This window comes from Vibrio kasasachensis, from assembly GCF_050337565.1.
Lineage (GTDB): Bacteria > Pseudomonadota > Gammaproteobacteria > Enterobacterales > Vibrionaceae > Vibrio > Vibrio kasasachensis.
In genome coordinates this window covers 40,072-64,435 of record NZ_JAKJTB010000025.1, presented here as the reverse complement: position 1 = coordinate 64,435, position 24,364 = coordinate 40,072, and the positions used below count along the sequence as shown (strand labels likewise).

The following is a 24,364-nucleotide window of genomic DNA, read 5'->3' as shown; positions in this document are numbered from 1 at the left end:
TACAATTAACAGAGTTGTTAATTAGCCTGCTAGTTGACCAACAAATGGGTTTGCGAAAGTGAACAGTAGCGCGATTACGATACCGATCATTGGAACCGCATCAAGTAGACCAGCGATGATGAACATCTTAACTTGTAGCATAGGAGCCATTTCTGGTTGACGCGCTGCACCTTCAAGGAATTTACCACCAAGAATGGCGAAACCAATCGCTGTACCAAGAGAAGCAAGACCGACGATAAGACCTACGGCGATTGCAGAAAAGCTCAGTAAAGTTTCCATTACTATCTCCAATTTATAGTTGTTGGCTTAGTGCCCAAATAAAAGCTTAAAAAAATTAATTAATGATCACTGTCTTCGTGAGCCATTGACAGGTAAACAATTGTCAACATCATGAACACGAAGGCTTGAATCGTAATAACCAAGATATGGAAGATTGCCCACGGTAGTGAACCCATCCATTGTAAGTACCATGGTAGCATTGCCGCACAAAGAATGAATACAACCTCACCAGCAAACATGTTACCAAATAAACGCATACCGAGTGATAGAGGTTTCGCTAGTAGCGATACCACTTCAATCAATAGGTTAAATGGAATCATCACTGGGTGATTAAATGGATGTAATGCTAATTCCTTTGCAAAGCCACCTAAACCTTTCACTTTGATGCTGTAGTAGATCATCAGAGCAAAAACGCCTAGTGCCATAGCCATGGTGATGTTCACATCAGCTGAAGGTACCACTTTTAAATAAGGGATGCCTAGCCAATGTTCTGCTGGGTAAGGTAAGAAATCGATCGGAACTAAGTCCATCACGTTCATTAAAAATACCCAACAAAAGATAGTTAGTGCTAAAGGCGCTATCAGAGGGTTGCGTCCATGGAACGTATCTTTGACGTTTTCCGCGACAAATTCTACGATCATTTCTACAGCACACTGAAGCTTACCTGGTACACCTACTGTTGCTTTCGTCGCTACTTTGTAAAAAATCCCAAGGAAAATTAAACCAGTAAACCAAGAAAATAACAGGCTATCGATATGTACATTCCAGAAACTTGCTTCTTCCGCAACCAACCCTAACTTAGCTAAAGAAAGGTTAGAAAGGTGGTGGGCAATATATCCGGATTGTGTTAGCGCTTCACCTGGCGCAGCCATAACTCATCCTATTTTTTGTTGTTTATGAATAGCACTGGCGCACAGATATTAATACCTAGAGCCAGCAAATAGGTTAGTTTTAGGGGAACGAGTTCCACCTGTGTATACATGTAGACATAAGAGAACAGAACTACTGTGATAAGGATTTTAAGTGTCTCACCTGTGTAAAAAGATGCAGCCACTTTCTTTGCTGCGCGAGCTCCACTAAACGCGAAAGCACACAAAGCAAACACCGCATTAGCTAAGACAAAGATGCCGCCGCCAATCAGTGCTGAAATTCCCCATTTAACATCCACAGTCGCAGCCATTCCCACTGCCACCAACGTAACCACGCCGAACTGGATCATTATCAATCGCTTAGCAAGCTCTCGTCCTGGTCTAGCTAACGCAGCTACCATGTATTCATACCTCTAGTAAAATCCACAGCGATTACTTCCTAGTGCTGGGGAAATTGGCAAAAATTATACGGTGAGTCGAATCGAATGCAATGAAAACACAGCAAAAAGTTACAATTCTGTTTACAAACCGACAACTTTTACATAAAAATTGTATTTTATAAAACTTGTTGAAGATTAATTATCTCATCTAGCTCTGCAACTTGGCAATTAATTGCGCCAATATTTGAGGTTCGTCAACATTTATCGTGACTTTAGCCTTACCGTTACTGGAACGCACAATTACTACCTTAGATCCAAGTATTTCACTCAAATCCTGTGACATTTGTTGTGCCTCAGCATCTTGGAGTGCTTTTTTTGTCTCAACAACTGGATTTAGGCACTTTTTCACTAATTGCTCAGCTTGACGCACCGTCATTTGCTTCTTTACCACTTGCTGAGCAACATCGATTTGTAACTCACCTTCAAGCGCTAATAAAGCTCTAGCATGCCCCATATCCAACAAATTACCCGCAACCATACTCTTTACATCATTTTCTAACTGATTTAGACGTAATATGTTACTAACGGCTGCACGTGATTTACCTATCACCTCTGCGACTTGTTGGTGAGTCAGCGAAAACTCTCGTTGCAGACGATCTAACGCTACCGCTTCATCAAGAACATTCAGATCTTCGCGTTGAATATTCTCAATTAGAGCCATAGCGATCGCTTGGCGATCTTCCACATTCTTAATCAAACATGGCACTTGGCTCAAACCTGCTTTACGGGCTGCACGCCAACGTCGTTCACCAGCTATGATTTCGAATTTGTCGATATCAGTCTGGCGCACCACTATTGGCTGAATAATACCTTGTGATTCAATTGAAGCTGCAAGCTCTTCTAAAGCTTCAGGCTCAATGTCTTTACGCGGTTGATATGTCCCCGGACGTAATAGACTCACATTCAATTCAGTTAACTGATCAGAACTAGAGCGATCTTGGCTCAAATTCACTGCCTGTTGGCGCTCTCTTGCCAACGAACTGGTTGAAAGAAGCGCATCAAGCCCTTTACCTAAACCACGTTTAGACATGAATTTAATTCCTTTAGTTAGTGTTATGCAGGTACTTCTTCACGACGAAGCATTTCCCCAGCTAAGGCTAAATAAGCTTTAGCACCGGCGGAATGTTTGTCGTAGTACATAGCAGGCTTACCATGACTTGGCGCTTCTGCTAATCGAACATTGCGAGGAATAACTGTGCGGTACACCTTGTTGCCAAAGTGCTTTTTCAATTGATCGGATACTTCATTAGATAGCCGGTTTCTCGGGTCATACATAGTACGCAATAACCCTTCAATCTTTAGATTTTCGTTAACAACAGCGGCTAGTTTGCTAATGGTATCCATCAACGCGGTTAAACCTTCTAGTGCAAAGTACTCACACTGCATTGGCACTAACACAGAATCTGCTGCTGCCATGGCGTTGATTGTAAGAAGGTTTAGAGAAGGAGGACAATCAATAAAGATGAAATCATAGTTATCGCGAACCGACGCAAGCGCTTGCTTTAGGCGAATTTCACGCGCAAAAACCTCCATCAGTTTGATTTCTGCCGCTGTCACATCGCCATTGGCGGCAATCAAATCATAATGACCGGTTGTCTTGGTAATGACTACATCATTAAACGCAACATCTTCAACCAAAAGCTCGTATGCGGTGGCGTCTACTTGATATTTGTCGACACCACTGGCCATGGTCGCATTACCTTGTGGGTCAAGGTCAATTACCAATATTTTACGTTTAGTTGCGGCCATAGACGCAGCTAAATTAATACAAGTCGTTGTTTTCCCAACACCGCCTTTTTGATTGGCAATGGCTACTATTTTTCCCACGATCTACCTCGCTATTATTCCTTGCGCGATAAGATTACTAGATGACGCTCGCCTTCTAATTGAGGAACTTTCAAAGGTTTGATATCGATCACACAACACCACTCTGGAAGCTCAGCAATCTCATCTTGTGATAATTGCCCTTTTAACGCTAGAAAACGTCCGGTGTGATCTTTGGGCAAGTGATGACACCACTCGACCATATCCACCATTGAGGCAAATGCTCTGCTTAGTACACCATCAAATTTATCTTCAGGTTGATAGTCTTCGACTCGACTTTGAATCGGCGTCACGTTTTCAATTTTCAGTTCATGAATAACCTGTTTGATAAATCGGATCCGTTTACCAAGGCTATCCAGTAAGTGAAACTCTTTATCCGGGTGCATGATAGCTAGCGGAATACCTGGTAACCCAGGGCCGGTACCAACATCGATATAGCGCTCACCCGGAAGATGAGCACTCACTACAATACTGTCTAAAATATGTTTTACGACCATTTCATTCGGGTCGCGAACAGAAGTTAAGTTGTAGGCTTTATTCCACTTGTTTAGCAATTCAACGTAACCAATAAGCTGTTCACGTTGACGCTCTGAAACGCTCAATTCTGTTTGCAGAATGAGATCATCAAGTTTCTGACGCAATGACGACATTAGGCTTCCTCACCCTTTTTCAACAAACCATGTTTTTTAAGATGCACAAGCAAGATTGAAATGGCTGCAGGAGTAATACCTGAAATCCGAGATGCAATACCAATAGACTCAGGTTTCGCTTCTGTCAATTTAACAACCACTTCGTTTGAGAGACCACTCACTTGCTTATAATCTAAATCAGCCGGTAATTTGGTATTCTCATGGCGAAGTGACTTTTCAATCTCATCTTGCTGGCGCTTGATGTAGCCTTCGTACTTAACTTGAATTTCAACTTGCTCCGCAGCTTGTTGATCTTCTAACGCGGGCTGGAATGCAGCCAATTGAGTCAATTGTGGATAAGTGATCTCTGGACGACGAAGTAGATCTTCACCGCTTGCTTCACGCGCCATTGGTGTTTTCAATACAGCATTCAATTCATCGATAGCTGCAGATTTTGGATTCATCCAAATATCTTTTAAGCGCTGGCGTTCTTTTTCAATGTTATCGACTTTCTCGTTAAAACGAGCCCAACGAACGTCATCAATCAAACCAAGCTCATGCGCTTTTTCTGTTAAGCGTAAATCAGCATTATCTTCACGCAACAACAAACGATATTCAGCACGTGAGGTAAACATGCGATACGGTTCTTTTGTGCCCATGGTTGATAAATCGTCGATCAAAACACCGACGTAAGCTTGGTCGCGACGCGGGCTCCAGCCTTCTTTATCTTGGCTGAATAAACTGGCGTTAAGACCTGCCATTAAACCTTGTGCCGCGGCTTCTTCGTAGCCTGTTGTACCGTTAATTTGACCGGCAAAGAATAGACCTGCAATAAATTTGTTTTCGTAGGTTTGTTTTAAATCTCTAGGATCGAAGAAATCGTATTCGATAGCATAACCAGGGCGAACAATATGTGCGTTCTCAAAACCTTTCATTGAACGAACAATTTGCACTTGAACATCAAATGGTAAGCTGGTGGAGATACCATTTGGATACAATTCTGTTGTGGTTAAACCTTCTGGTTCAATAAAGATTTGATGACTATTTTTATCAGCAAAACGCATCACTTTATCTTCAATAGATGGGCAATAACGTGGGCCAATACCTTCAATCACACCTGAATACATTGGGCTGCGATCTAGGTTGTTGCGGATCACATCATGAGTACGCTCATTGGTATGAGTGATAAAACATGGTATTTGACGCGGGTGCTGGCTGCGCTTGCCCATAAATGAAAACACAGGCGTCGGGTTGTCACCATGCTGCGCTTCTAGGACTGAAAAATCTACACTACGAGCATCAATACGCGGTGGTGTACCCGTTTTTAAACGATCAACACGTAATGGAAGTTCACGTAGTCGACTCGCAAGTGCGATCGATGGTGGATCGCCTGCGCGCCCTCCTGACGAACTTTCCATACCAATATGGATCTTACCACCAAGAAAGGTACCAACGGTCAATACAACGGCTTTGGCGCGGAATTTGAGCCCCATTTGGGTGACAACACCCAACACACGATCGTTTTCAACAATAAGATCATCCACTGATTGTTGAAATAACGTTAAGTTCGGCGTGTTTTCTAATGCATCACGGACAAACGCTTTGTACAGTGCACGATCTGCTTGAGCGCGTGTCGCACGTACAGCTGGCCCTTTAGAGGCATTCAATGTACGAAACTGAATACCAGAATGATCAATGGCTTGTGCCATTAAACCGCCCATAGCATCAACTTCTTTCACTAGATGTCCTTTCCCAATGCCACCTATGGCTGGGTTACAAGACATTTGACCTAGTGTGTCAATGTTATGAGTCAGTAAGAGGGTTTTTTGCCCTGTACGCGCTGATGCGAGTGCGGCTTCCGTTCCTGCATGACCGCCACCAACAACGATGACGTCAAAGTTTTCGTGATAAAGCATGAACTGACCTCTGGTATTCAAGATAAATCGGACAGATAAAAAAGAGCGATATTCTACCTGCTTTCTCGTTGAGAGAAAAAGGCTTTTATGTTTTTTAAGTTTAGGGGTCAACGCTAATATATATAAGATCTATATAGATGATCTTTTATTAGATCTATTATTAGGATCGACGATCTCTGTGGATAACGGGAAAATGATCAATAAGATCATGGATCTTGGTTAGATCATATCATGTGATCTTGCGTTGATCATGATGAGGATTAGCTGGGATCAAAATGACTACTTATCCACAAGGGTGAGATTGGATCAAAGTTGTTATTGGGATAACTATAGGTTAGTAACCGGATAACCCTATACTTATGCACAGCTCGTTTGCTGCTTTTTTGTTCGATCAAACTTTTTGAAATGGAAGAACTCTATCCACAAAGCAAAAAAAAGGCCAGCTCAGCTGACCTAATCGCGATGAAATTGTCACTAAAAGTGGTCGATACACTCAACTAACCACTCTTCAACAGCATCTTCTGGCACCGAATGTGCCAATATATCGATGGTAAAACAGTCTTTCAGTGGCGTACCACCCACATCTTCCAGTAGTGCATGAGCATGTTTTCCTGCCGCACAGAAAGTATCGTAGCTAGAATCACCAATCGCTATCACGGCAAATTTCACCTCTGCCATGTTTGGTGGTGTCATTTGTAGTGCCTGAATAAAAGGACGAATATTGTCTGGGTAGTCACCTGCACCATGGGTTGACGTGACGATCAGCCAAGTTCCTTGAGTCGGTATTTCATTAAGTTTTGGTTGATTGTGGATGGTCGTTTCCAAGTTTTTTTCTACCAGCAGATCACTCAGATGATCGCCCACATATTCGGCGCCACCTAAGGTGCTGCCTGTGATGATATGAATCATGCTATTTTTTGTTCCTTATAATTGCTGATGCATTCAGACGATGCAGTTGATAAGAAAATGCGCACTTTAAGTGCGCATAGTATTTAATTATTTACCAATACAGAAAGAAGAGAAAATCCGTCCGAGTAAGTCATCGGAGCTGAACTCTCCGGTGATCTCGTTGAGGTGTTGTTGAGCGATACGCAATTCCTCAGCAAGAATCTCTCCTGCCATATAGCTTTCTAACTGTTGTTGACCAATATCTAAGTGCTCAGAAGCTCGTTCAAGAGCTTCTAGGTGACGACGACGAGCCATAAAGCCCCCTTCATGCCCACCAGCAAAGCCCATACACTCTTTTAAATGATTTCGCAGTGCATCTACACCGTCACCTGTTTTGGCTGATAGACGAATCAAGGTTGGTGAATTGACATGGCAGATCCCAAGCCCTTCATTGGTTTGATCCGCTTTATTGCGGATCACTGTCATACCAATATTATCCGGTAGACGATCAACAAAATCAGGCCAAATTTCTTTAGGATCGGTAGCATCTGTGGTGGTGCCATCGACCATAAATAGTACTCGATCAGCTTGTGCTATTTCATCCCAAGCTCGCTCTATACCTATTTTTTCTACTTCGTCCAACGCCTCACGTAGACCTGCGGTATCAATAATATGTAATGGCATACCATCAATATGGATATGCTCACGTAGTACATCACGAGTTGTCCCTGCAATATCAGTCACAATTGCCGACTCTTTACCTGATAGAGCATTTAGTAAACTTGATTTTCCGGCATTTGGGCGACCAGCTATAACGACCTTCATGCCTTCGCGCATAATCGCACCTTGATTAGCTTCTTTGCTTACGGCGGCGAGGTTGTCGATTATGGATTGTAGATCGCTAGATACCTTTCCATCCGCCAAAAAATCTATTTCTTCTTCTGGAAAATCGATTGCGGCTTCAACGTAAATACGCAGATGGATAAGTGATTCTACAAGTGTGTTGATACGTCGAGAGAAAGCGCCTTGCAGTGATTGTAATGCTGACTTAGCCGCTTCTTCAGAGCTTGCGTCAATGAGATCAGCAATGGCTTCTGCTTGCGCGAGATCGAGTTTGTCATTCAAGAATGCACGTTCAGAAAACTCACCTGGGCGTGCTGTGCGAATGCCTTCAATTTTTAGGATTCGTTTGATTAGCATGTCCATCACAACGGGACCACCGTGACCTTGCAATTCAAGGACGTCCTCACCGGTGAAAGAGTTTGGGTTCGGGAAATAAAGTGCAATGCCTTGGTCTAACTGGTTACCTGCTTCGTCACAAAATGGCAGATATTCTGCATAGCGGGGACGTAGTGACTTACCTGTTAATTCAATTGCTGTTTTTTCAGCAAGAGGACCTGAGACGCGAATAATACCGACACCGCCACGACCGGGCGCAGTAGCTTGGGCGACAATGGTATCTGTAGTCATAAAGTGTGCCTGTGATTTAAGGGCTCAGTGCGAGCCTAAATAATGCGATTAGCTGAATTGTAATCAGCTCCAATAAAAAAGGCGACCTTTTGGTCGCCTTTGTCTTGGATTTAAACTTACTTGGAGTGTAAGCCTTTCTTCTCCAAAGCCTTGTAAATCAGAGACTGTTGGATAAGAGTTACAATGTTTGATACCAACCAGTAAAGAACTAGACCTGATGGGAAGAACAGGAAGAAACCTGTAAACATAACCGGCATAAAGGTCATGATCTTCTGTTGCATAGGGTCAGTTACGGTTGTAGGGCTCATTTTTTGAATCATGAACATCGACGCACCCATCAATAGCGGCAAGATGTAGTACGGGTCTTGCGCTGATAAGTCGTGAATCCAACCGAAGAATGGTGAGTGACGTAGCTCAACAGACTCCATGAGTGCCCAGTATAGAGCAATGAAGATAGGCATCTGTAGAATTAGAGGTAAACAACCACCGAGTGGGTTCACTTTCTCTTTCTTGTACAGCTCCATCATCTCTTGGCTCATACGTTGACGGTCATCGCCAATACGTTCACGCATCGCTGCCAACTTAGGTTGTAGCATGCGCATTTTAGCCATTGAGGTGTACTGAGCTTTCGTTAGTGGGTACATAGCACCACGAACAACGAATGTCAGTAGCATGATAGCCAGACCCCAGTTACCGACGAAACCGTGAATCGTTGATAGCAACCAGTGTAGCGGTTTAGCGATAAACCATAACCAACCGTAATCCACAACGAGATCTAGGTGAGGTGCAACTTCAGCCATTTGGTCTTGGAGTTTAGGACCAACCCAAAGTGTTGCTGTCATTTCAGCCGAATCACCAGTCGCGATAGTTTTATTTGGCATACGAACACCGATGTCCGCAAGGTTGCCAATTACGCGAGTGTAAAGATTGGTACCTAGCTCATCACGAGGAACCCACGCCGTTGCGAAGTAATGCTGAATCATAGCTGCCCAACCTTGACCGTTCGTCAGGTTGATAGACAGGTTACGATCTTGCATATCGTCAAAACTGTATTTTTTGTAGTTGGTATCTTCTGTTGAGTAAGCACCGCCGCGATAAGTCGGCATTGTGATGCTACCGCCATCATCCATGACATTTTGACGTAGATGAGCGTACATACCGAAAGTTGCGTTATTACCCGAGTTGTTGACGACATTATATTCAACGTTAACAGCGTAGCTGCCACGTTCTAGAATGAATGTTTTCGTGTACTCAATGCCATTTGCAGCGAAAGTCATTGGGATGCGTAGTTCATCCTGACCTTCGGCTAAATCAAAGCTATCTGCGCTAACTGCATAGTTTGGGCGATTAGTACTGCTAAGGTCGATACCTTGGGGACCAACAAGACCGCTTTGAGCAATGAACTGATGACCAGCCTCATTCTTAAGTAGTTCAAAACGTGCTGTTGAATCTAATTCCGCACTGTACTTATTTAAGTCAGCTTGAACAATATCACCACCAACCGTATCAATAGACAGAGTTAACACATCCGTTGTTACAGTAATAGCTTTCGCTGTTGCCTGTTGAGATGGCGCTGGGTCAAGCTCATCGGCAAAAGATGGTGCAGGTAGGGAACTGCTTGTTTGAGCCTGTTCAATCGCTTGCGGTGCTGGATTCTTAGCTACATTCCATTGCTGGTAAAGTAGAAAGGAGACCAAGGCCAATGCGATTAACAGGATATTACGTTGAGAATCCATCGTTAATTATCTCTGTCTTGTTTTTGAACTGGTGGAACGGGGTCGAAGCCCCCTTCATTAAGAGGGTGGCATTTTAATAGACGTTTGCTAGATAACCAACATCCTTTTACAAAACCGTGAGCTTTTAGAGCTTCTACAGCATAAGTTGAGCATGTTGGGTGAAAACGACACCGTGGTCCGATAAGCGGACTAATAAGACCTTGATAAAGTCGGACTACTCCGATTGCTAGCCACGTGATGGGCGAGACAGTCGTTGCCATAGCTTATCAAATAATTGGAACATTTCATCATTGCTTAAATCTTGTGCGCTTTTCTTCGCAATAACAACAAAATCTTTATTTGGAAGATTATGTTGATTGTGACGAAAGCTTTCACGCGCTAGACGCTTAAAGCGGTTGCGACCAACAGCTGTTTTGATTTGTTTTTTCGGAACAGCTAAACCTAATCGAGGATGAGATAGGTCGTTATTACGTGCAATGATGGTGAAATGAGGTGAGCCTGCTCGGTGAGCCTGCTGGAAGACTTTTTTATAATGCTCGGGAGTTAACAAACGTAACTCCCGATTGAACGCGTACGTATTCAAAATAATCTAATTATTATTTTGACAGGCGCGCACGGCCTTTAGCACGACGTGCATTAATTACTTTACGACCGTTCTTAGTTGCCATGCGTGCACGGAAGCCGTGAGTACGCTTGCGCTTTAGAACTGTAGGTTGAAAAGTGCGTTTCATGATAATTACCTTACTGATCAGTAGTTTTAGGTTCTTTAGTTAACCCGGCGTGGGCATGTAGTCTTCTTTATATATATAGAGGACGACCGACGCCTCTCAACAAAGAGGCGGAATTGTAATCACACTCACAAATTGTGTCAACGACTCATGTGTATGAAATTCCGCGTCGGGCGATTATACGCAGTGTGAGCAAAACCTCAAGGATCTGACGATCCTAATGTTGGATCTTTACTCAATTCCTACTTGATTGAGGAATTTCTTCAGTTTTGGATCGCGTGGATTGTCAAAAATATCCCGAGGCGATCCCTGTTCGACGATATTTCCTTCAGCCATGAAGATCACGCGATCAGCCACTTCTTTAGCAAATTGCATCTCATGAGTGACTACCAACATGGTTTGATGCTGAGTTGCGAGCTGTTTCATTAAACTCAGTACTTCACCGACCCATTCTGGATCCAATGCGGATGTTGGCTCATCAAATAACAACAGTTCTGGTTGTAGCGCCATAGCGCGACCTATCCCTACACGTTGCTGTTGACCTCCCGAGAGTGCTGCGGGGTAACTGTCGCCTTTATCGCTTAATCCAATGTCGTCTAGGATTTGTTGCGAGCGAGCGAGCGCATCTGCTTTTTTCCATCCACGTACGGTCATCAGACCTTCGGCAATATTTTGTTTCGCAGTCATATGAGAAAATAGCGCATAATTTTGAAACACAAACCCAGTTTTTCGGCGTAATGCTAATACCTCTGCTTGAGAGTGTTTTTCGCTATCTACTGAGACATCATCAATAGTAATTTGACCTTTATCGGCATGTTCAAGAAAGTTCACGCAGCGTAGTAACGTTGATTTACCTGTGCCACTTGAGCCGATGATAACAATGATCTCGCCTTGTTTAATTTCGAGATCGATACCTTTTAATACTTCTGTTTCACCAAAACGTTTATGGATGTTATTTAGCTTTATCATCGCAGATACGCCTTATTTAATTTGGCTTCAGCCCAGATTTGTACACGAGTTAAAATGACCACTACACCCCAATAAATTAGCGCTACAGCTAAGAAAGCTTCAAAAAAACGGAAGCTAGATGATGCTTCCATCTGAGCTTTCGCCATAATTTCTGCCACACCAAGGGTAAATGCAAGTGAAGTCGATTTAATCATATCGATGAAATAGTTCATCAATGATGGCAGTGCAACACGCGTTGCTTGAGGTAGAACAATGCGTCTCATAGCTTGAGGAGTAGTCATACCAACCGATAAACTGGCTTCCATTTGGCTGCGATCAATGCCGATAATCGCCGCGCGGATGCTCTCTGCCATATAGGCAGAAAAATGCAGGGTTAAACCGATTATTGCAGCAGTGAAAGCATCTATTCCCACCATGATTGGAAAAATTTGCGGTAAGCCGTAGTACAACAAGAAGAGCTGCACTAGCAGTGGGGTGCCGCGGAAGAAACTGATGTAGAGTTGGCTTAGCTGGTCCAATACGGGAATACGAAAAACTCGAATATTGGCTAATACGACGGACAAAATTAGTGCAAATACCATTCCCCACGTCGCCATCTCCATGGTGGTGCCGAGATACCTGAGTAGAATCGGCATCAGCTCCAACATGTAATTAAAATCGAATCCCATAGTTTTTATCCAGAAAAGAAAAGGTGGAATAGGATTCCACCTTTACAGTTACAACAAGTGATCGATGGATCTTAGTGAGTAATATCTGCACCAAACCATTTTTCAGAGATGATCTTTAAAGAGCCATCAGCGCGCATATCAGCAAGTGCTTTATTTACTTCGCTTTGTAGCTGTTTACCACGCGCATTATCAATAAATGGCCAAGCGTTTTGAATGGTCTCAAATGGTTCGCCTGCTAGTTTGAGTGGTAAACCTGTTTTTTTGATCAGTTCAAGAGCTGATAAACGGTCCATTACAAACGCATCTGCACGCCCGAGAGCGACATCATGTTCAATGCCTGTGTCATAAGTCTTAATGTTAATCTGATTATCTTTATCGTATTGGCGTAGCAGTTGCTCAAAGTTTGAGCCTAGGTTTACTGCAACAGTCTTGCCAGTTAAGTCTTCAATTGATTTAATTGAATCATTGTCTTTACGTACGGTGATTTGTGCACCATCGACTACATAAGCGTCAGCAAATAGGTATCTTGCTTTACGGGCATCGGTGATGGTGATTTGATTGGAAATAGTATCGATGCGCCCAGTTTCAAGAAGACCAAACAGACCAGAGAAGCTAGCTGTTACGTATTCGACTTGATAGCCATTGCGTTTGCCTATCTCATCCCAAAGATCAACTTCAAATCCTTGCAGTTTATCCTTTTCAACAAAAGTGAATGGGAAGTAACGACCGGACATACCAACTTTTATATCATCAATGACGCTTTCTGCTGAAACTTGTATAGCAGCTGTGGAAAGGGCGATGGCAGCAATTGCTGTTTTTATCCAGTTTTTCATATTACATCCTCATGGTTTTATAGTTGCAAATACTACATATGAGAGCTTAGTTAGATAAATAACTAAGAGTGATAACCTAGACAGCTTAGTAATAAGTTTATTATTTAGACAGTGTATAAAGTCCCTTTTTGTGCATTTAACTAACGCTGTGGATAAGCTGATAAAAAAAACGTTCATTCACAGAGTTATCACCAAAAGCAGGATCTCGTAAAAAAGCCGCTATTGTGGATCAATTTGTGGGTAAGGAAGGGATGAGGTGTGATGATCCGTCGAATAATGGCGAGAAAATTGTGAATAACTTAGATCTTATTCACCGGATCATCGATCAATAGCTGGAGATCTTGGTTATCAACAGGTAAAATCCTCCCTCTTTTCCGAACAATAATCTCGAGTGGGGTCTCTGTGTCATCTTCGCTTTGGTTGCAATGCCTGCAACAGCTTCAAGAAGAGCTACCAGCTACAGAATTTAGTATGTGGGTACGTCCGTTACAAGCGGAGCTTAATGACAATACTCTCACTTTGTTTGCACCTAACCGCTTTGTCTTGGATTGGGTTCGTGACAAGTATCTAAATAGTATCAATCGCCTACTGCAAGAGTTCTGCGGTAACGATATCCCTAACTTACGTTTTGAAGTTGGTAGTCGTCGTGTCGTGGCACCTGCGCCTACCCCAAAACGCACACCAGCTGATGTTGCTGCTGAGTCTTCGGCTCCGGCACAACTGCAAGCGCGCAAGCCGGTGCACAAAACGTGGGATGATGATGCTCAAGCGATGGCAAACATTAATCACCGCTCGAATGTGAATCCGAAACACAAATTCAATAACTTCGTTGAAGGTAAATCCAACCAACTTGGTTTGGCGGCGGCGCGTCAAGTCGCAGATAATCCCGGAGCGGCTTACAATCCCCTATTTTTATACGGCGGAACAGGTTTAGGTAAAACGCACCTTTTGCACGCCGTGGGTAACGCAATTGTCGATAACAAGCCGAATGCTAAAGTGGTTTACATGCACTCTGAGCGTTTTGTACAAGACATGGTTAAAGCACTGCAAAACAATGCAATTGAAGAGTTCAAGCGTTACTACCGTAGTGTTGATGCATTGCTAATTGATGATATTCAGTTCTTTGCAAATAAAGAGCGATCTCAGGAAGAGTTTTTCCATACTTTCAACGCATTACTTGAAGGTAATCAACAGATTATTTTGACTTCGGATCGTTATCCAAGGGAGATTAATGGTGTTGAAGATCGTCTGAAATCTCGTTTCGGCTGGGGTTTAACCGTTGCGATTGAACCACCAGAATTGGAAACTCGCGTCGCTATCTTGATGAAGAAAGCAGAAGATCACCAGATTCATCTTGCGGATGAAGTGGCATTCTTTATTGCAAAACGTCTGCGTTCAAATGTTCGTGAACTTGAAGGTGCACTAAACCGAGTTATCGCCAACGCGAACTTTACCGGTCGCCCAATCACGATTGATTTTGTGCGTGAAGCTCTACGTGATCTACTCGCTCTACAAGAAAAGCTAGTTACGATCGATAACATTCAAAAAACCGTCGCAGAATACTACAAAATTAAAATGGCAGACTTGTTATCGAAACGTCGTTCACGTTCGGTGGCTCGTCCTCGTCAATTAGCGATGGCATTGGCAAAAGAGCTAACTAACCACAGCTTGCCAGAAATTGGCGATGCGTTTGGTGGTCGTGATCATACGACCGTACTGCATGCGTGTCGTAAAATTGCTCAACTGCGTGAAGAGAGCCACGACATCAAAGAAGATTACTCTAACTTGATTCGTACCCTTTCTTCTTAATTCGCGGTATTCTAGCCAGTAGCTAGTATTGGCTAGTCAACGCAAAGCTATAACGAATTCACACAAGAGCGCATTATGAAATTTTCCATCGAACGCAGTCATTTGATAAAACCACTCCAACAGGTGTCGGGTGCTTTAGGTGGGCGTCCAACGCTGCCCATTTTAGGTAACTTATTGCTCAAGGTTGAAGGCAATACCTTATCAATGACGGCGACAGATTTGGAAGTAGAATTGATTAGTCGTGTGACGCTCGAAGGGGATTTCGAAGCAGGCAGCATTACTGTGCCGTCGCGTAAATTCCTCGATATTTGTCGAGGTTTACCCGATGATTCAGTGATCACTTTTGTTCTAGAGGGGGATCGCGTCCAAATTCGTTCTGGTCGTAGCCGTTTCTCTTTGGCGACACTGCCTGCAAATGATTTTCCAAATATTGAAGATTGGCAAAGTGAAGTTGAAGTATCACTCACTCAAGCAGAACTTCGTGGTTTGATAGAAAAAACTCAATTCTCCATGGCAAACCAAGATGTACGTTACTACCTCAATGGTATGCTGTTTGAAATTGATGCGACGACACTGCGTAGTGTGGCGACAGATGGTCACCGTATGGCTGTATCTCTAGTTCAGCTTGGGGCTGAATTTGCTAACAAGCAAATTATAGTGCCGCGTAAAGGTGTTCAAGAATTGGTGAAGCTATTGGATGCTCCAGAGCAGCCAGTCGTTTTGCAAATAGGTAGTTCAAATGTGCGTGCTGAAGTGAATAACTTTGTATTCACGTCCAAATTAGTCGATGGTCGATTCCCTGACTACCGCCGCGTAATGCCACAAACGACCACTAAAACTCTAGAAGCAGATTGTGATGAACTGCGCCAAGCTTTTTCTCGGGCTGCGATTCTTTCAAATGAGAAATTTCGTGGTGTACGCGTTAATTTGGCAGACAGTGAAATGCGCATTACCGCCAACAACCCTGAGCAAGAAGAAGCAGAAGAGATGTTGGACGTAAGCTTTGATGGCGATGCGATTGAAATTGGATTCAATGTTAGTTATGTACTTGATGTACTAAACACTCTGCGTTGCGAAAGAGTTCGAATCTCGATGTCCGATGCAAATGCGAGTGCATTAATTGAGAATGCCGATGACGACAGTGCTCTCTACGTGGTGATGCCGATTCGACTTTAGTATGCCGCTTTCTCGTCTTATCATTCAGCAGTTTCGCAATATTAAAGCCTGTGATATTGAACTATCAGCAGGCTTTAACTTTCTTATCGGACCAAATGGTAGCGGTAAGACGAGTGTGCTTGAAGCTATCTATTTGCTTGGTCATGGTCGCTCCTTTAAGAGCAGTTTAACTGGACGAGTGATCAAAAATGAATGTGACGAGTTGTTTGTACATGGTCGTTTTTTGAACTCGGATCAATTTGAGCTACCTATTGGAATTAATAAGCAGCGTGATGGCACGACAGAGGTTAAAATAGGCGGTCAGTCTGGGCAAAAGTTGGCTCAGCTTGCACAGGTCTTGCCTTTGCAGTTGATACATCCAGAAGGGTTTGATTTACTGACTGAAGGCCCGAAATATCGCCGCGCTTTTATTGATTGGGGTGTGTTTCATACCGAGTCTGCTTTTTACAATGCTTGGGGTCGATTTAAGCGACTCAGCAAGCAGCGTAATGCACTACTAAAAACGGCGCGTAGTTATCAAGAACTCAGTTATTGGGATCAAGAAACGGCGCATTTGGCTGAGAGTATAAGCCAATGGCGTGCTCTTTATATTGAGCAAATGAGCGCTAAAGCTGAGCAACTATGCAATACATTTTTGCCAGAATTTGATATTCAATTGAAGTACTATAGAGGTTGGGACAAAGAAACGTCTTACCAAGAATACCTCGAGAAAAATTTTGAACGCGACCGAGCGTTAGGTTACACCTTTGGTGGACCGAACAAAGCGGATTTACGCATCAAGGTAAACGGAACACCAGTTGAAGATGTGCTATCACGTGGTCAACTTAAGTTGATGGTGTGTGCATTGCGCGTCGCGCAAGGACAACATTTAACGGAAATGACCGGGAAGCAATGCATTTACCTTATTGATGACTTTGCATCGGAATTAGATAGTCAACGTCGCAAGCGATTAGCTGATTGCTTGAAAAAGACGGGGGCTCAAGTTTTTGTAAGTTCTATAACGGAAAGCCAGATCGACGATATGATCGACGAAAATGGCAAGATGTTCCATGTGGAACATGGCACAATAGAACCAGTATAAATAGTGGAAGATAATTCATGTCTGAAAATTACGATTCATCGAGTATTAAAGTACTGAAGGGTCTGGATGCAGTACGTAAGCGCCCAGGTATGTACATCGGCGACACGGATGATGGCACCGGCCTACACCACATGGTTTTTGAGGTGGTAGATAACTCAATTGATGAAGCGTTGGCAGGTCACTGTAAAGACATCATTGTTACAATCCATGAAGATAATTCGGTTTCAGTAAGTGATGATGGTCGTGGTATCCCAACCGAAATTCACGAAGAAGAGAATATTTCTGCAGCTGAAGTAATCATGACCGTTCTGCACGCGGGTGGTAAATTTGATGACAACTCATACAAAGTATCGGGTGGTCTGCACGGTGTAGGTGTTTCAGTTGTTAACGCGTTGTCTGAAAAAGTTGAACTGACTATTTACCGCGGTGGTCATATCCACAGCCAAACGTACCGCCATGGTGTGCCTCAAGAGCCATTGAAAATTACAGGCGATACTGAAAAAACCGGTACTATGCTGCGTTTTTGGCCAAGTGACTTAACTTTCACTAATGTTGAGTTTCACTACGATATTTTAGCTAAGCGTCTACGCGAGCTATCATTCCTGAACTCAGGCGTGTCAATCAAACTATCGGATGAGCGCGAAGAAGATAAATGTGACCACTTCAGATATGAAGGTGGTATCCAAGCATTTGTTGAACATCTAAATACCAATAAAACACCGATCCACGAAAAAATATTCCACTTCAACACAGAGCGTGAAGATGGCACTTCTGTTGAAGTCGCCATGCAATGGAATGATGGTTTCCAAGAAAACATCTACTGTTTCACTAACAACATCCCACAGCGCGATGGTGGTACTCACTTAGCTGGTTTCCGTGCTGCTCTTACGCGTACCCTAAACACATTCATGGACAAAGAAGGCTTTTCTAAGAAAGCGAAAACTTCAACGTCAGGTGATGATGCGCGTGAAGGTCTAACAGCGGTTGTTTCAGTAAAAGTACCCGATCCTAAATTCTCAAGCCAAACGAAAGATAAGCTAGTTTCTAGCGAAGTTAAGTCGGCGGTAGAGTCGACTATGGGTGAGAAACTAAATGAATTCTTAGCAGAAAACCCGAGCGAAGCGAAGATGGTGTGTTCTAAAATCATCGACGCGGCACGAGCTCGTGAAGCGGCGCGTAAAGCACGTGAAATGACTCGTCGTAAAGGCGCTCTCGATCTAGCCGGTCTTCCTGGTAAACTTGCTGACTGTCAGGAAAAAGATCCTGCTCTGTCTGAACTTTACATTGTGGAAGGAGACTCTGCTGGCGGATCAGCCAAGCAGGGGCGTAACCGTAAGAACCAAGCAATCTTGCCATTGAAAGGTAAGATCCTAAACGTTGAGAAAGCACGTTTTGATAAAATGCTGTCTTCGCAAGAAGTAGCAACCTTAATCACAGCTCTTGGTTGTGGTATTGGTCGTGACGAGTACAACCCAGACAAATTGCGTTACCACAACATCATCATCATGACCGATGCCGACGTCGATGGTTCGCACATTCGAACGCTACTATTGACCTTCTTCTATCGTCAAATGCCAGAACTTATCGAGCGTGGCTATGTGTACATTGCTCAGCCACCACTTTACAAGGTGAAGAAAGGTAAGCAAGAGCAGTACATCAAAGATGAAGATGCAATGAGCCAGTATCAAGTATCACTAGCACTTGATAACGCAGCTCTGCATGTGAATGCTGAAGCTCCAGCACTTGGCGGTGAATCGTTAGAGAATCTAGTTAAGCAATACAATGCGGGTATTAAGCTGGTGGATCGTATGAGTCGTCGCTACCCACGCGCTCTAGTGCATGAATTGCTCTATGTTTCTCGTCTAACAACGGAACAATGCCAAGATGCGACAACTGTTGCTGCTTGGACTCAGGTGTTGGTTGATCAGCTAAACGCGAAAGAAGTTGGAGCAAGCCACTATAACTTTGAAGTTGAAGAGAACGCAGAGTTAGGAATTAATCTACCTAAGATTGTTGTACGTACACACGGTGTGACTTACGAATACGGACTAAGTGCAGATCTTCTGAACTCGAAAGAGTACAGCAAGCTAGCGGATCTTTCAGAAGCTCTAGATGGTCTGATTGAAGACGGTGCCTACATTAAGCGTGGTGAGCGTACTCAAGCTGTATCAAACTTTGTTGACGCGCTAGATTGGTTGATTAAAGAGTCTCGTCGTGGTTTAAGCTTGCAGCGTTACAAAGGTCTAGGTGAGATGAACCCAGAGCAGCTTTGGGAAACCACGATGGACCCTGAAAGCCGCCGTATGATGCTAGTAACAATCGAAGATGCAGTAGGTGCAGACCAGTTGTTCACCACTCTAATGGGTGACCAAGTTGAGCCGCGTCGTCACTTCATTGAAGAGAATGCGCTTAAAGTAGCTAACCTAGACGTTTAATCACTGCGATGCGTTGTTATTTCGCATGATTTCTGCGTTCGGCGTACTCACATACACTTGTATGCTGCGTGCGCCTTGCTTGAACTAATGCAAACTAACTTAGCCTCGAAGCAATTAAATATTTCTGAGTTATTTTTAAAAGCACTGCCTTTGGGTGGTGCTTTTTTGCGTTATAAGGGGGAAATTGTGAGTTTAAATATTTTCCTGATACATCCCTTGAAAGGGATTTAGCGAGTCCACATATCTAGTAAAGAAGAGGATGCCAATAATTGGACCTTGGAACTGGCTGGCAAAGTATCGCTCAGAAGAGGATAACGGATGCCGCTGACAATTTGATTTGATTCATCACCATGTCCCCGCACTTAAACAACAAGTCAGAGGAATGGATGAGGATCCCTTAGTCGTTGATCTGTAATACAGATTGAGTCGTTAATCGATTCACAGATACTCTCACGGCTAAGACTATTGCTTATGAACAGGATAGCATTATGAGAACAGTAGATTTCACTCCTTTATACCGCAGCGCAATTGGCTTCGATCGTCTATTCAATATGATGGAAGCGTCATCAACAAAAAACACCTCTGGCGGTTACCCTCCATACAATATTGAACAAAAAGACGAGCATAATTTCCGCATAACAATGGCGGTAGCGGGCTTTGCTGAAGACCAACTCGACCTAACTCAAAAAGAAAATATGCTGATCGTAAAAGGTGAGCGGAAAGTGGAAGAGGGCAAAGCCTATGTATACCAAGGTATTGCTGAACGCGATTTTGAGCGTAAATTCCAACTAGCGGATTATGTCAAAGTCATCGGTGCAAGCATGGAAAATGGCTTGCTACATATCGATTTAGAGCGAGAAATTCCAGAAGCGATGCAACCACGTAAAATTGCAATAAATGGCAGTCAGTTGTTAGAAAATTGATACGTTTATTATCTGCTTAAAGGGAGGGTGCTTTCTATAGAGAGGCGCCCTCTAGCCTAATATTTATTAATACCTCACTAAAATCGTTGAAACTCTCATTGTATAAATAGTCTCGTTGTTGAATTGAAATACTCAAAAATGAGACATTAATGACATTTTGAACACTGCTACTTTGATCTTCTTTTGCTGTTTGTTGTTGTTTATTGGTTGTTATTTAAGGTGAGTTGCTACGCATCTAATTCTTATCAAACGGTGTAATTGCCTACATCAAATGGCGCTCATTTTTTAACCATTTCATAATTTACTTAGAACAAAAAGTAACACTTTGTAAATTAATGAATAAGGATATCGAATGAAGTTAAAAAAATCGGCTTTGTTGACAGCGTCTACCGTTGTGTTAGTTAGTTCCATGTCAGTTCTAGCAGCCCCAAAAGGTACTATTTATCTTACTTTTGATGATGGACCTATAAATGCGACAGCGCCTGTCATTGATGTACTAAATGCGGGGGGAGTGAAAGGAACATTCTATGTGAATGCTTGGCATTTAGACGGAATTGGGGATGAGAATGAAGATAAGGCACTAGAATCATTGAAGTACCTTCTTGATTCTGGTCATGTTGTTGGTAACCATAGCTATGGTCATATGGTTCATAATTGCGTGGATGAGAATGGTGACAATAGCGCTGCTGCCTGTAATGCGACAGGCAACCATCAAATCGACTCTTACCAAGATGTAGCTATTGATTCCGCCACCTTCGATCAAAACGTCGCCGTGATTGAATCATACATGCCAAACATCAATTCTTACCCTAATTACAAAGGTAGTGAGCTGGCTCGATTGCCTTATACCAATGGCTGGCGTGTTACAAAGAACTATAAAGGGGATGGTCTGTGTGCTACCTCTGATGATTTTAAGCCTTGGGAGCCAGGCTACGTATGTAATATTGATAACCCATCGAATAGTGTTAAAACAGCGATTGCAATTGCGAATGTACTTGCAGATAAAAACTATCGACTCCATGGTTGGGATCTTGATTGGGCGCCAGAGAACTGGGGTATACCAATGCCAGCAAATAGTTTAACTGAAGCTGATATTTTTTTAGGGTATGTAGATGCTGCGCTAAATTCGTGTGCACCGACAACGATTGAACCAATTAACTCCAAGACACAAAATTTTCCATGTGGCACATCACTACATGCTGATAAGGTAATTGTCCTTACTCATGAGTTTTTATTTGAAGATGGAAAACGTGGTCAGGGTGCAACACTGAACTTACCTAAATTAGCTAAGTTTATTCAATTGGCTAAAGATGCAGGGTATGTTTTCGACACAATAGATAACTATGCTCCTGAATGGGCAGTAGGAAAAACTTATCTAGAGGCTGACTATGTGACACACCAAGATATTACTTATAAGGCAGTCATTGATCATGTTGCGCAAGCTGATTGGGCTCCATCGGCGACATCTACTCTTTGGGTAAATAGTATGCCAACGACAGTATGGACATTGAATGTGGATTATGTTCAAGATGACGTCGTGAGCTATATGGGTGACCGTTACACTGTTGATGTCAACCATGTATCTCAAGCGGATTGGACGCCAGATACACAACCAACGTTATTCACCAAATTAGTTAATTAAGCTCTTGTTTAAAAAATTAATTGCGCTCGTTAATGAGCGCTAAATCCTAAACCACCTACTAAGCAGGTGGTTTTTTACTTACATGGCGTATGCAATTTTTATCTCTTCAGCAATAATCGCAATACCTTTTTGCATCATCTCGTCATCTTGCACGTAGTTCATACGTAAGCATTGATGAGCATGCTCCCAATCATCTTCCTGACCAATAAAGAAATATTCACCCGGTACAATTAAGACTCCGCGTGCTTTCAAGCGCTGGTATAGTTCCATACTGGTAATTGGCAACTCATCAAACCATAACCATAAAAAGATGGCACCTTCTGGTTTATGAATCTTAAAGCGAGGGTCGCTAATTGCCTGTTGTAGAAGATCGACAGCACGTAATGCTTTTTGCTTATAGAAGGGTCTGATCACATCATTGCTCAGAGCCAGTAAGTCACCATTTTCAATCATATGGTTGGCGTACGCTGGTCCAACGCTGCTTGGCGCTAGGCTGATGATACCATTCATATTAGTCATCGCTTCAGTTGCTTCTTCACTGGCAATAACAATGCCACAACGAACCCCCGGTAGCCCTAACTTTGATAGGCTCATACACAAGATAGTGTTTTCATTCCAAAATGGTTCGACATCTTCAAAAACGATATTTGGGAATGGTAAGCCATACGCATTATCGATGATCAATGGAATATTATGTTGGCGAGCAAGTTTATCTAACTTATGAATTTCTTCATCTGTCAGTAGGTTTCCGGTTGGGTTGGTAGGGCGTGAAGCACAGATAGCGGCAATCGAGTCATCAATTTTTAACTGTTCAAAATCGACATGGTATTTGAATAGACCGTCATCGAGTAATTTGATTTCTGGGTGGTAGGAAACAAAAATATCCTCATCAATACCAGCGTCACCGTAGCCAATATATTCCGGTGCGAGTGGCAGTAATATTTTTTTATGTGATCCGTCAGGTTGCTTACCTGCCAGTAGGTTGAACAAGTAGAAAAATCCGCTTTGGCTGCCATTAGATAGGCTGATGTTCTTTTCGCTAATATCCCAGCCGTAAGTCTGTTTTAATAAATTAGCCAGTGCTTTAATAAAGCTGTCTTTGCCTTGTGGACCATCGTAATTAGCGAGTGCTGCGACTAATTCGCCATTGGCTAACATTTTCTCGCTGGCTTGGTGAAAGTAATCGAGCATAGCAGGAATGGCGGCTGGGTTTCCCCCTCCAAGCATGATGGCACCAGGCGTACGTAGCCCATCATTCAAATCGTCCATCAACTGTGTGATACCGGAATACTGATTAAATTTTTCACCAAATTTTGAGAATTGCATGTTTTGTTAAACCTAATACATTGCGTTTGCTTTCGTGTGTATGGCGTCAGTGCTTGGCTGACCAATCGAGTAATGTTTCAACATACCGTAATGGCAATGAGACGCAAAGCACAAATTTGCTCACAATTAAAGAAAATTGCTTTATTGGATTTTTGTTGGAGAGGAAATACTAAAGGTGGAACGGGATAAGTGAGGGAAAACGCAAAGAGTACAATTGGTTGTAATTGATCCTGTGATTTGTTTTGCAAATGATTCGTATGATTACATGCGTTGATTTAAGTGCTGATAATATAAGGAACTTTTACAAACACAGTAGGCTTTATGAATCGTATTAACTGGTTGTTTTTAACTATCCTCTTTACGATGGTTGGCTGTAAATCCAATGACTATCACACCATTCAACCTTTTGCTTCTGCTCAGGACATAGATATTGTTCAACAGCAGTTTGCCGACATTGAAGATATAGAAGTCACTGATGATGGTTACATTACCTATTATAAATGGATTAAGAATGGCTACCGCTGGCGGACATCGGTGATAAAATCCTCAAGTAATCAGTGGGCGTGTGAAACTATGATTGATTATTTAGAGCATGGTTTTGTGATTAAAATCGGCTTTAAAGGTACAGGTGGGCGAGAAGAGCATTTTGACTACGATCGCTGCCTACAAAAAAATCAGTAAATAATCTATCTAGTAAAAAGGGAAGCCATTGGCTTCCCTTTG

24 protein-coding genes are annotated in these 24,364 nt (G+C 42.9%); 7 read left to right on the top strand and 17 right to left on the bottom strand.

Annotated features, from left to right (window positions below):
• Window positions 1–21: 21 nt before the first annotated feature.
• From atpE to L4C38_RS18820, 16 genes are all read right to left on the bottom strand, one after another.
• Window positions 22–279, bottom strand: a complete 258-nt coding sequence (gene atpE / locus L4C38_RS18895) for a F0F1 ATP synthase subunit C (protein ID WP_182110236.1) — start codon at window positions 277–279, stop codon at window positions 22–24.
• Between the two features lie 59 nt (window positions 280–338).
• Entirely contained in the window at window positions 339–1,151 is an 813-nt protein-coding gene (gene atpB / locus L4C38_RS18890; protein ID WP_182110235.1) for a F0F1 ATP synthase subunit A, read from the bottom strand.
• Between the two features lie 8 nt (window positions 1,152–1,159).
• Window positions 1,160–1,549 carry a F0F1 ATP synthase subunit I gene (locus tag L4C38_RS18885; protein WP_428799104.1) on the bottom strand — a complete coding sequence of 130 codons (390 nt, stop codon included), beginning with the start codon at window positions 1,547–1,549 and terminating at the stop codon, window positions 1,160–1,162.
• Between the two features lie 187 nt (window positions 1,550–1,736).
• Window positions 1,737–2,618, bottom strand: a complete 882-nt coding sequence (locus L4C38_RS18880) for a ParB/RepB/Spo0J family partition protein (protein WP_428799103.1) — start codon at window positions 2,616–2,618, stop codon at window positions 1,737–1,739.
• A 23-nt stretch (window positions 2,619–2,641) separates the two neighbouring features.
• The gene (locus tag L4C38_RS18875) at window positions 2,642–3,415 is read right to left on the bottom strand and encodes a ParA family protein (RefSeq protein ID WP_428799102.1); all 774 of its coding nucleotides are present in this window, start codon (window positions 3,413–3,415) and stop codon (window positions 2,642–2,644) included.
• 14 nt (window positions 3,416–3,429) lie between these two features.
• Window positions 3,430–4,062, bottom strand: a complete 633-nt coding sequence (rsmG, locus tag L4C38_RS18870; RefSeq protein WP_428799101.1) for a 16S rRNA (guanine(527)-N(7))-methyltransferase RsmG — start codon at window positions 4,060–4,062, stop codon at window positions 3,430–3,432.
• Entirely contained in the window at window positions 4,062–5,957 is a 1,896-nt protein-coding gene (mnmG, locus tag L4C38_RS18865) for a tRNA uridine-5-carboxymethylaminomethyl(34) synthesis enzyme MnmG (protein ID WP_428799100.1), read from the bottom strand. The genes rsmG and mnmG overlap by 1 nt, the downstream gene beginning before the upstream one ends.
• A gap of 474 nt (window positions 5,958–6,431) precedes the next feature.
• Window positions 6,432–6,866: an FMN-binding protein MioC gene (gene mioC, locus L4C38_RS18860; RefSeq protein WP_428799099.1), complete on the bottom strand. Its 435-nt coding sequence runs from the start codon at window positions 6,864–6,866 to the stop codon at window positions 6,432–6,434.
• 87 nt (window positions 6,867–6,953) lie between these two features.
• Window positions 6,954–8,315, bottom strand: a complete 1,362-nt coding sequence (mnmE, locus tag L4C38_RS18855) for a tRNA uridine-5-carboxymethylaminomethyl(34) synthesis GTPase MnmE (RefSeq protein WP_428799098.1) — start codon at window positions 8,313–8,315, stop codon at window positions 6,954–6,956.
• Between the two features lie 116 nt (window positions 8,316–8,431).
• Window positions 8,432–10,051 carry a membrane protein insertase YidC gene (yidC, locus tag L4C38_RS18850; protein ID WP_428799097.1) on the bottom strand — a complete coding sequence of 540 codons (1,620 nt, stop codon included), beginning with the start codon at window positions 10,049–10,051 and terminating at the stop codon, window positions 8,432–8,434.
• A gap of 2 nt (window positions 10,052–10,053) precedes the next feature.
• Entirely contained in the window at window positions 10,054–10,311 is a 258-nt protein-coding gene (gene yidD, locus L4C38_RS18845; RefSeq protein ID WP_428799096.1) for a membrane protein insertion efficiency factor YidD, read from the bottom strand.
• A complete protein-coding gene (gene rnpA / locus L4C38_RS18840) occupies window positions 10,278–10,601 on the bottom strand; it encodes a ribonuclease P protein component (RefSeq protein ID WP_428799095.1) in 324 nt (107 codons plus the stop codon). The genes yidD and rnpA overlap by 34 nt, the downstream gene beginning before the upstream one ends.
• Before the next feature lie 46 nt (window positions 10,602–10,647).
• Window positions 10,648–10,782: a 50S ribosomal protein L34 gene (gene rpmH / locus L4C38_RS18835; RefSeq protein ID WP_005378825.1), complete on the bottom strand. Its 135-nt coding sequence runs from the start codon at window positions 10,780–10,782 to the stop codon at window positions 10,648–10,650.
• Window positions 10,783–11,010: 228 nt separating this feature from the next.
• The gene (locus L4C38_RS18830; RefSeq protein ID WP_428799094.1) at window positions 11,011–11,748 is read right to left on the bottom strand and encodes an amino acid ABC transporter ATP-binding protein; all 738 of its coding nucleotides are present in this window, start codon (window positions 11,746–11,748) and stop codon (window positions 11,011–11,013) included.
• Window positions 11,745–12,416, bottom strand: a complete 672-nt coding sequence (locus L4C38_RS18825; RefSeq protein ID WP_428799093.1) for an amino acid ABC transporter permease — start codon at window positions 12,414–12,416, stop codon at window positions 11,745–11,747. The genes L4C38_RS18830 and L4C38_RS18825 overlap by 4 nt, the downstream gene beginning before the upstream one ends.
• 71 nt (window positions 12,417–12,487) lie before the next feature.
• Window positions 12,488–13,249: an amino acid ABC transporter substrate-binding protein gene (locus L4C38_RS18820; RefSeq protein ID WP_428799092.1), complete on the bottom strand. Its 762-nt coding sequence runs from the start codon at window positions 13,247–13,249 to the stop codon at window positions 12,488–12,490.
• A 402-nt stretch (window positions 13,250–13,651) separates the two neighbouring features.
• On the opposite strand from L4C38_RS18820, the gene dnaA reads away from it, so the two are divergent.
• The 6 genes from dnaA to L4C38_RS18790 all read left to right on the top strand — a co-directional run bounded on the left by dnaA (window position 13,652) and on the right by L4C38_RS18790 (window position 22,315).
• On the top strand, window positions 13,652–15,058 hold the full coding sequence (gene dnaA, locus L4C38_RS18815) for a chromosomal replication initiator protein DnaA (protein WP_428799091.1): 1,407 nt from the start codon (window positions 13,652–13,654) through the stop codon (window positions 15,056–15,058).
• Between the two features lie 75 nt (window positions 15,059–15,133).
• A complete protein-coding gene (gene dnaN / locus L4C38_RS18810) occupies window positions 15,134–16,234 on the top strand; it encodes a DNA polymerase III subunit beta (RefSeq protein WP_428799090.1) in 1,101 nt (366 codons plus the stop codon).
• 1 nt (window position 16,235) lies between these two features.
• A complete protein-coding gene (recF, locus tag L4C38_RS18805) occupies window positions 16,236–17,315 on the top strand; it encodes a DNA replication/repair protein RecF (RefSeq protein WP_428799089.1) in 1,080 nt (359 codons plus the stop codon).
• Window positions 17,316–17,332: 17 nt separating this feature from the next.
• Window positions 17,333–19,750: a DNA topoisomerase (ATP-hydrolyzing) subunit B gene (gene gyrB, locus L4C38_RS18800; protein WP_428799088.1), complete on the top strand. Its 2,418-nt coding sequence runs from the start codon at window positions 17,333–17,335 to the stop codon at window positions 19,748–19,750.
• Window positions 19,751–20,238: 488 nt separating this feature from the next.
• The gene (locus L4C38_RS18795; RefSeq protein ID WP_428799087.1) at window positions 20,239–20,673 is read left to right on the top strand and encodes an Hsp20 family protein; all 435 of its coding nucleotides are present in this window, start codon (window positions 20,239–20,241) and stop codon (window positions 20,671–20,673) included.
• 352 nt (window positions 20,674–21,025) lie between these two features.
• Window positions 21,026–22,315 (top strand): carbohydrate-binding protein, encoded by a 1,290-nt coding sequence (locus L4C38_RS18790; protein WP_428799086.1) that lies wholly within the window; start codon window positions 21,026–21,028, stop codon window positions 22,313–22,315.
• Window positions 22,316–22,393: 78 nt separating this feature from the next.
• Here L4C38_RS18790 and L4C38_RS18785 read toward each other — a convergent pair whose 3' ends face one another.
• Window positions 22,394–23,641 (bottom strand): valine--pyruvate transaminase, encoded by a 1,248-nt coding sequence (locus L4C38_RS18785; RefSeq protein WP_428799085.1) that lies wholly within the window; start codon window positions 23,639–23,641, stop codon window positions 22,394–22,396.
• A 321-nt stretch (window positions 23,642–23,962) separates the two neighbouring features.
• Between L4C38_RS18785 and L4C38_RS18780 the strand changes: the two genes are divergently transcribed.
• The gene (locus tag L4C38_RS18780; RefSeq protein WP_428799084.1) at window positions 23,963–24,322 is read left to right on the top strand and encodes a hypothetical protein; all 360 of its coding nucleotides are present in this window, start codon (window positions 23,963–23,965) and stop codon (window positions 24,320–24,322) included.
• Window positions 24,323–24,364 lie beyond the last annotated feature (42 nt).

Excerpts from the sequence above, each read along its gene's own strand:
- atpE (WP_182110236.1), bottom strand. The coding sequence starts at position 279 with ATGGAAACTTTACTGAGCTTTTCTGCAATCGCCGTAGGTCTTATCGTC.
- atpB (WP_182110235.1), bottom strand. The coding sequence starts at position 1,151 with ATGGCTGCGCCAGGTGAAGCGCTAACACAATCCGGATATATTGCCCAC.
- L4C38_RS18885 (WP_428799104.1), bottom strand. The coding sequence starts at position 1,549 with ATGGTAGCTGCGTTAGCTAGACCAGGACGAGAGCTTGCTAAGCGATTG.
- L4C38_RS18880 (WP_428799103.1), bottom strand. The coding sequence starts at position 2,618 with ATGTCTAAACGTGGTTTAGGTAAAGGGCTTGATGCGCTTCTTTCAACC.
- rsmG (WP_428799101.1), bottom strand. The coding sequence starts at position 4,062 with ATGTCGTCATTGCGTCAGAAACTTGATGATCTCATTCTGCAAACAGAA.
- mnmG (WP_428799100.1), bottom strand. The coding sequence starts at position 5,957 with ATGCTTTATCACGAAAACTTTGACGTCATCGTTGTTGGTGGCGGTCAT.
- mioC (WP_428799099.1), bottom strand. The coding sequence starts at position 6,866 with ATGATTCATATCATCACAGGCAGCACCTTAGGTGGCGCCGAATATGTG.
- mnmE (WP_428799098.1), bottom strand. The coding sequence starts at position 8,315 with ATGACTACAGATACCATTGTCGCCCAAGCTACTGCGCCCGGTCGTGGC.
- yidC (WP_428799097.1), bottom strand. The coding sequence starts at position 10,051 with ATGGATTCTCAACGTAATATCCTGTTAATCGCATTGGCCTTGGTCTCC.
- yidD (WP_428799096.1), bottom strand. The coding sequence starts at position 10,311 with ATGGCAACGACTGTCTCGCCCATCACGTGGCTAGCAATCGGAGTAGTC.
- rpmH (WP_005378825.1), bottom strand. The coding sequence starts at position 10,782 with ATGAAACGCACTTTTCAACCTACAGTTCTAAAGCGCAAGCGTACTCAC.
- L4C38_RS18830 (WP_428799094.1), bottom strand. The coding sequence starts at position 11,748 with ATGATAAAGCTAAATAACATCCATAAACGTTTTGGTGAAACAGAAGTA.
- L4C38_RS18825 (WP_428799093.1), bottom strand. The coding sequence starts at position 12,416 with ATGGGATTCGATTTTAATTACATGTTGGAGCTGATGCCGATTCTACTC.
- L4C38_RS18820 (WP_428799092.1), bottom strand. The coding sequence starts at position 13,249 with ATGAAAAACTGGATAAAAACAGCAATTGCTGCCATCGCCCTTTCCACA.
- dnaN (WP_428799090.1), top strand. The coding sequence starts at position 15,134 with ATGAAATTTTCCATCGAACGCAGTCATTTGATAAAACCACTCCAACAG.
- recF (WP_428799089.1), top strand. The coding sequence starts at position 16,236 with ATGCCGCTTTCTCGTCTTATCATTCAGCAGTTTCGCAATATTAAAGCC.
- gyrB (WP_428799088.1), top strand. The coding sequence starts at position 17,333 with ATGTCTGAAAATTACGATTCATCGAGTATTAAAGTACTGAAGGGTCTG.
- L4C38_RS18795 (WP_428799087.1), top strand. The coding sequence starts at position 20,239 with ATGAGAACAGTAGATTTCACTCCTTTATACCGCAGCGCAATTGGCTTC.
- L4C38_RS18790 (WP_428799086.1), top strand. The coding sequence starts at position 21,026 with ATGAAGTTAAAAAAATCGGCTTTGTTGACAGCGTCTACCGTTGTGTTA.
- L4C38_RS18785 (WP_428799085.1), bottom strand. The coding sequence starts at position 23,641 with ATGCAATTCTCAAAATTTGGTGAAAAATTTAATCAGTATTCCGGTATC.
- L4C38_RS18780 (WP_428799084.1), top strand. The coding sequence starts at position 23,963 with ATGAATCGTATTAACTGGTTGTTTTTAACTATCCTCTTTACGATGGTT.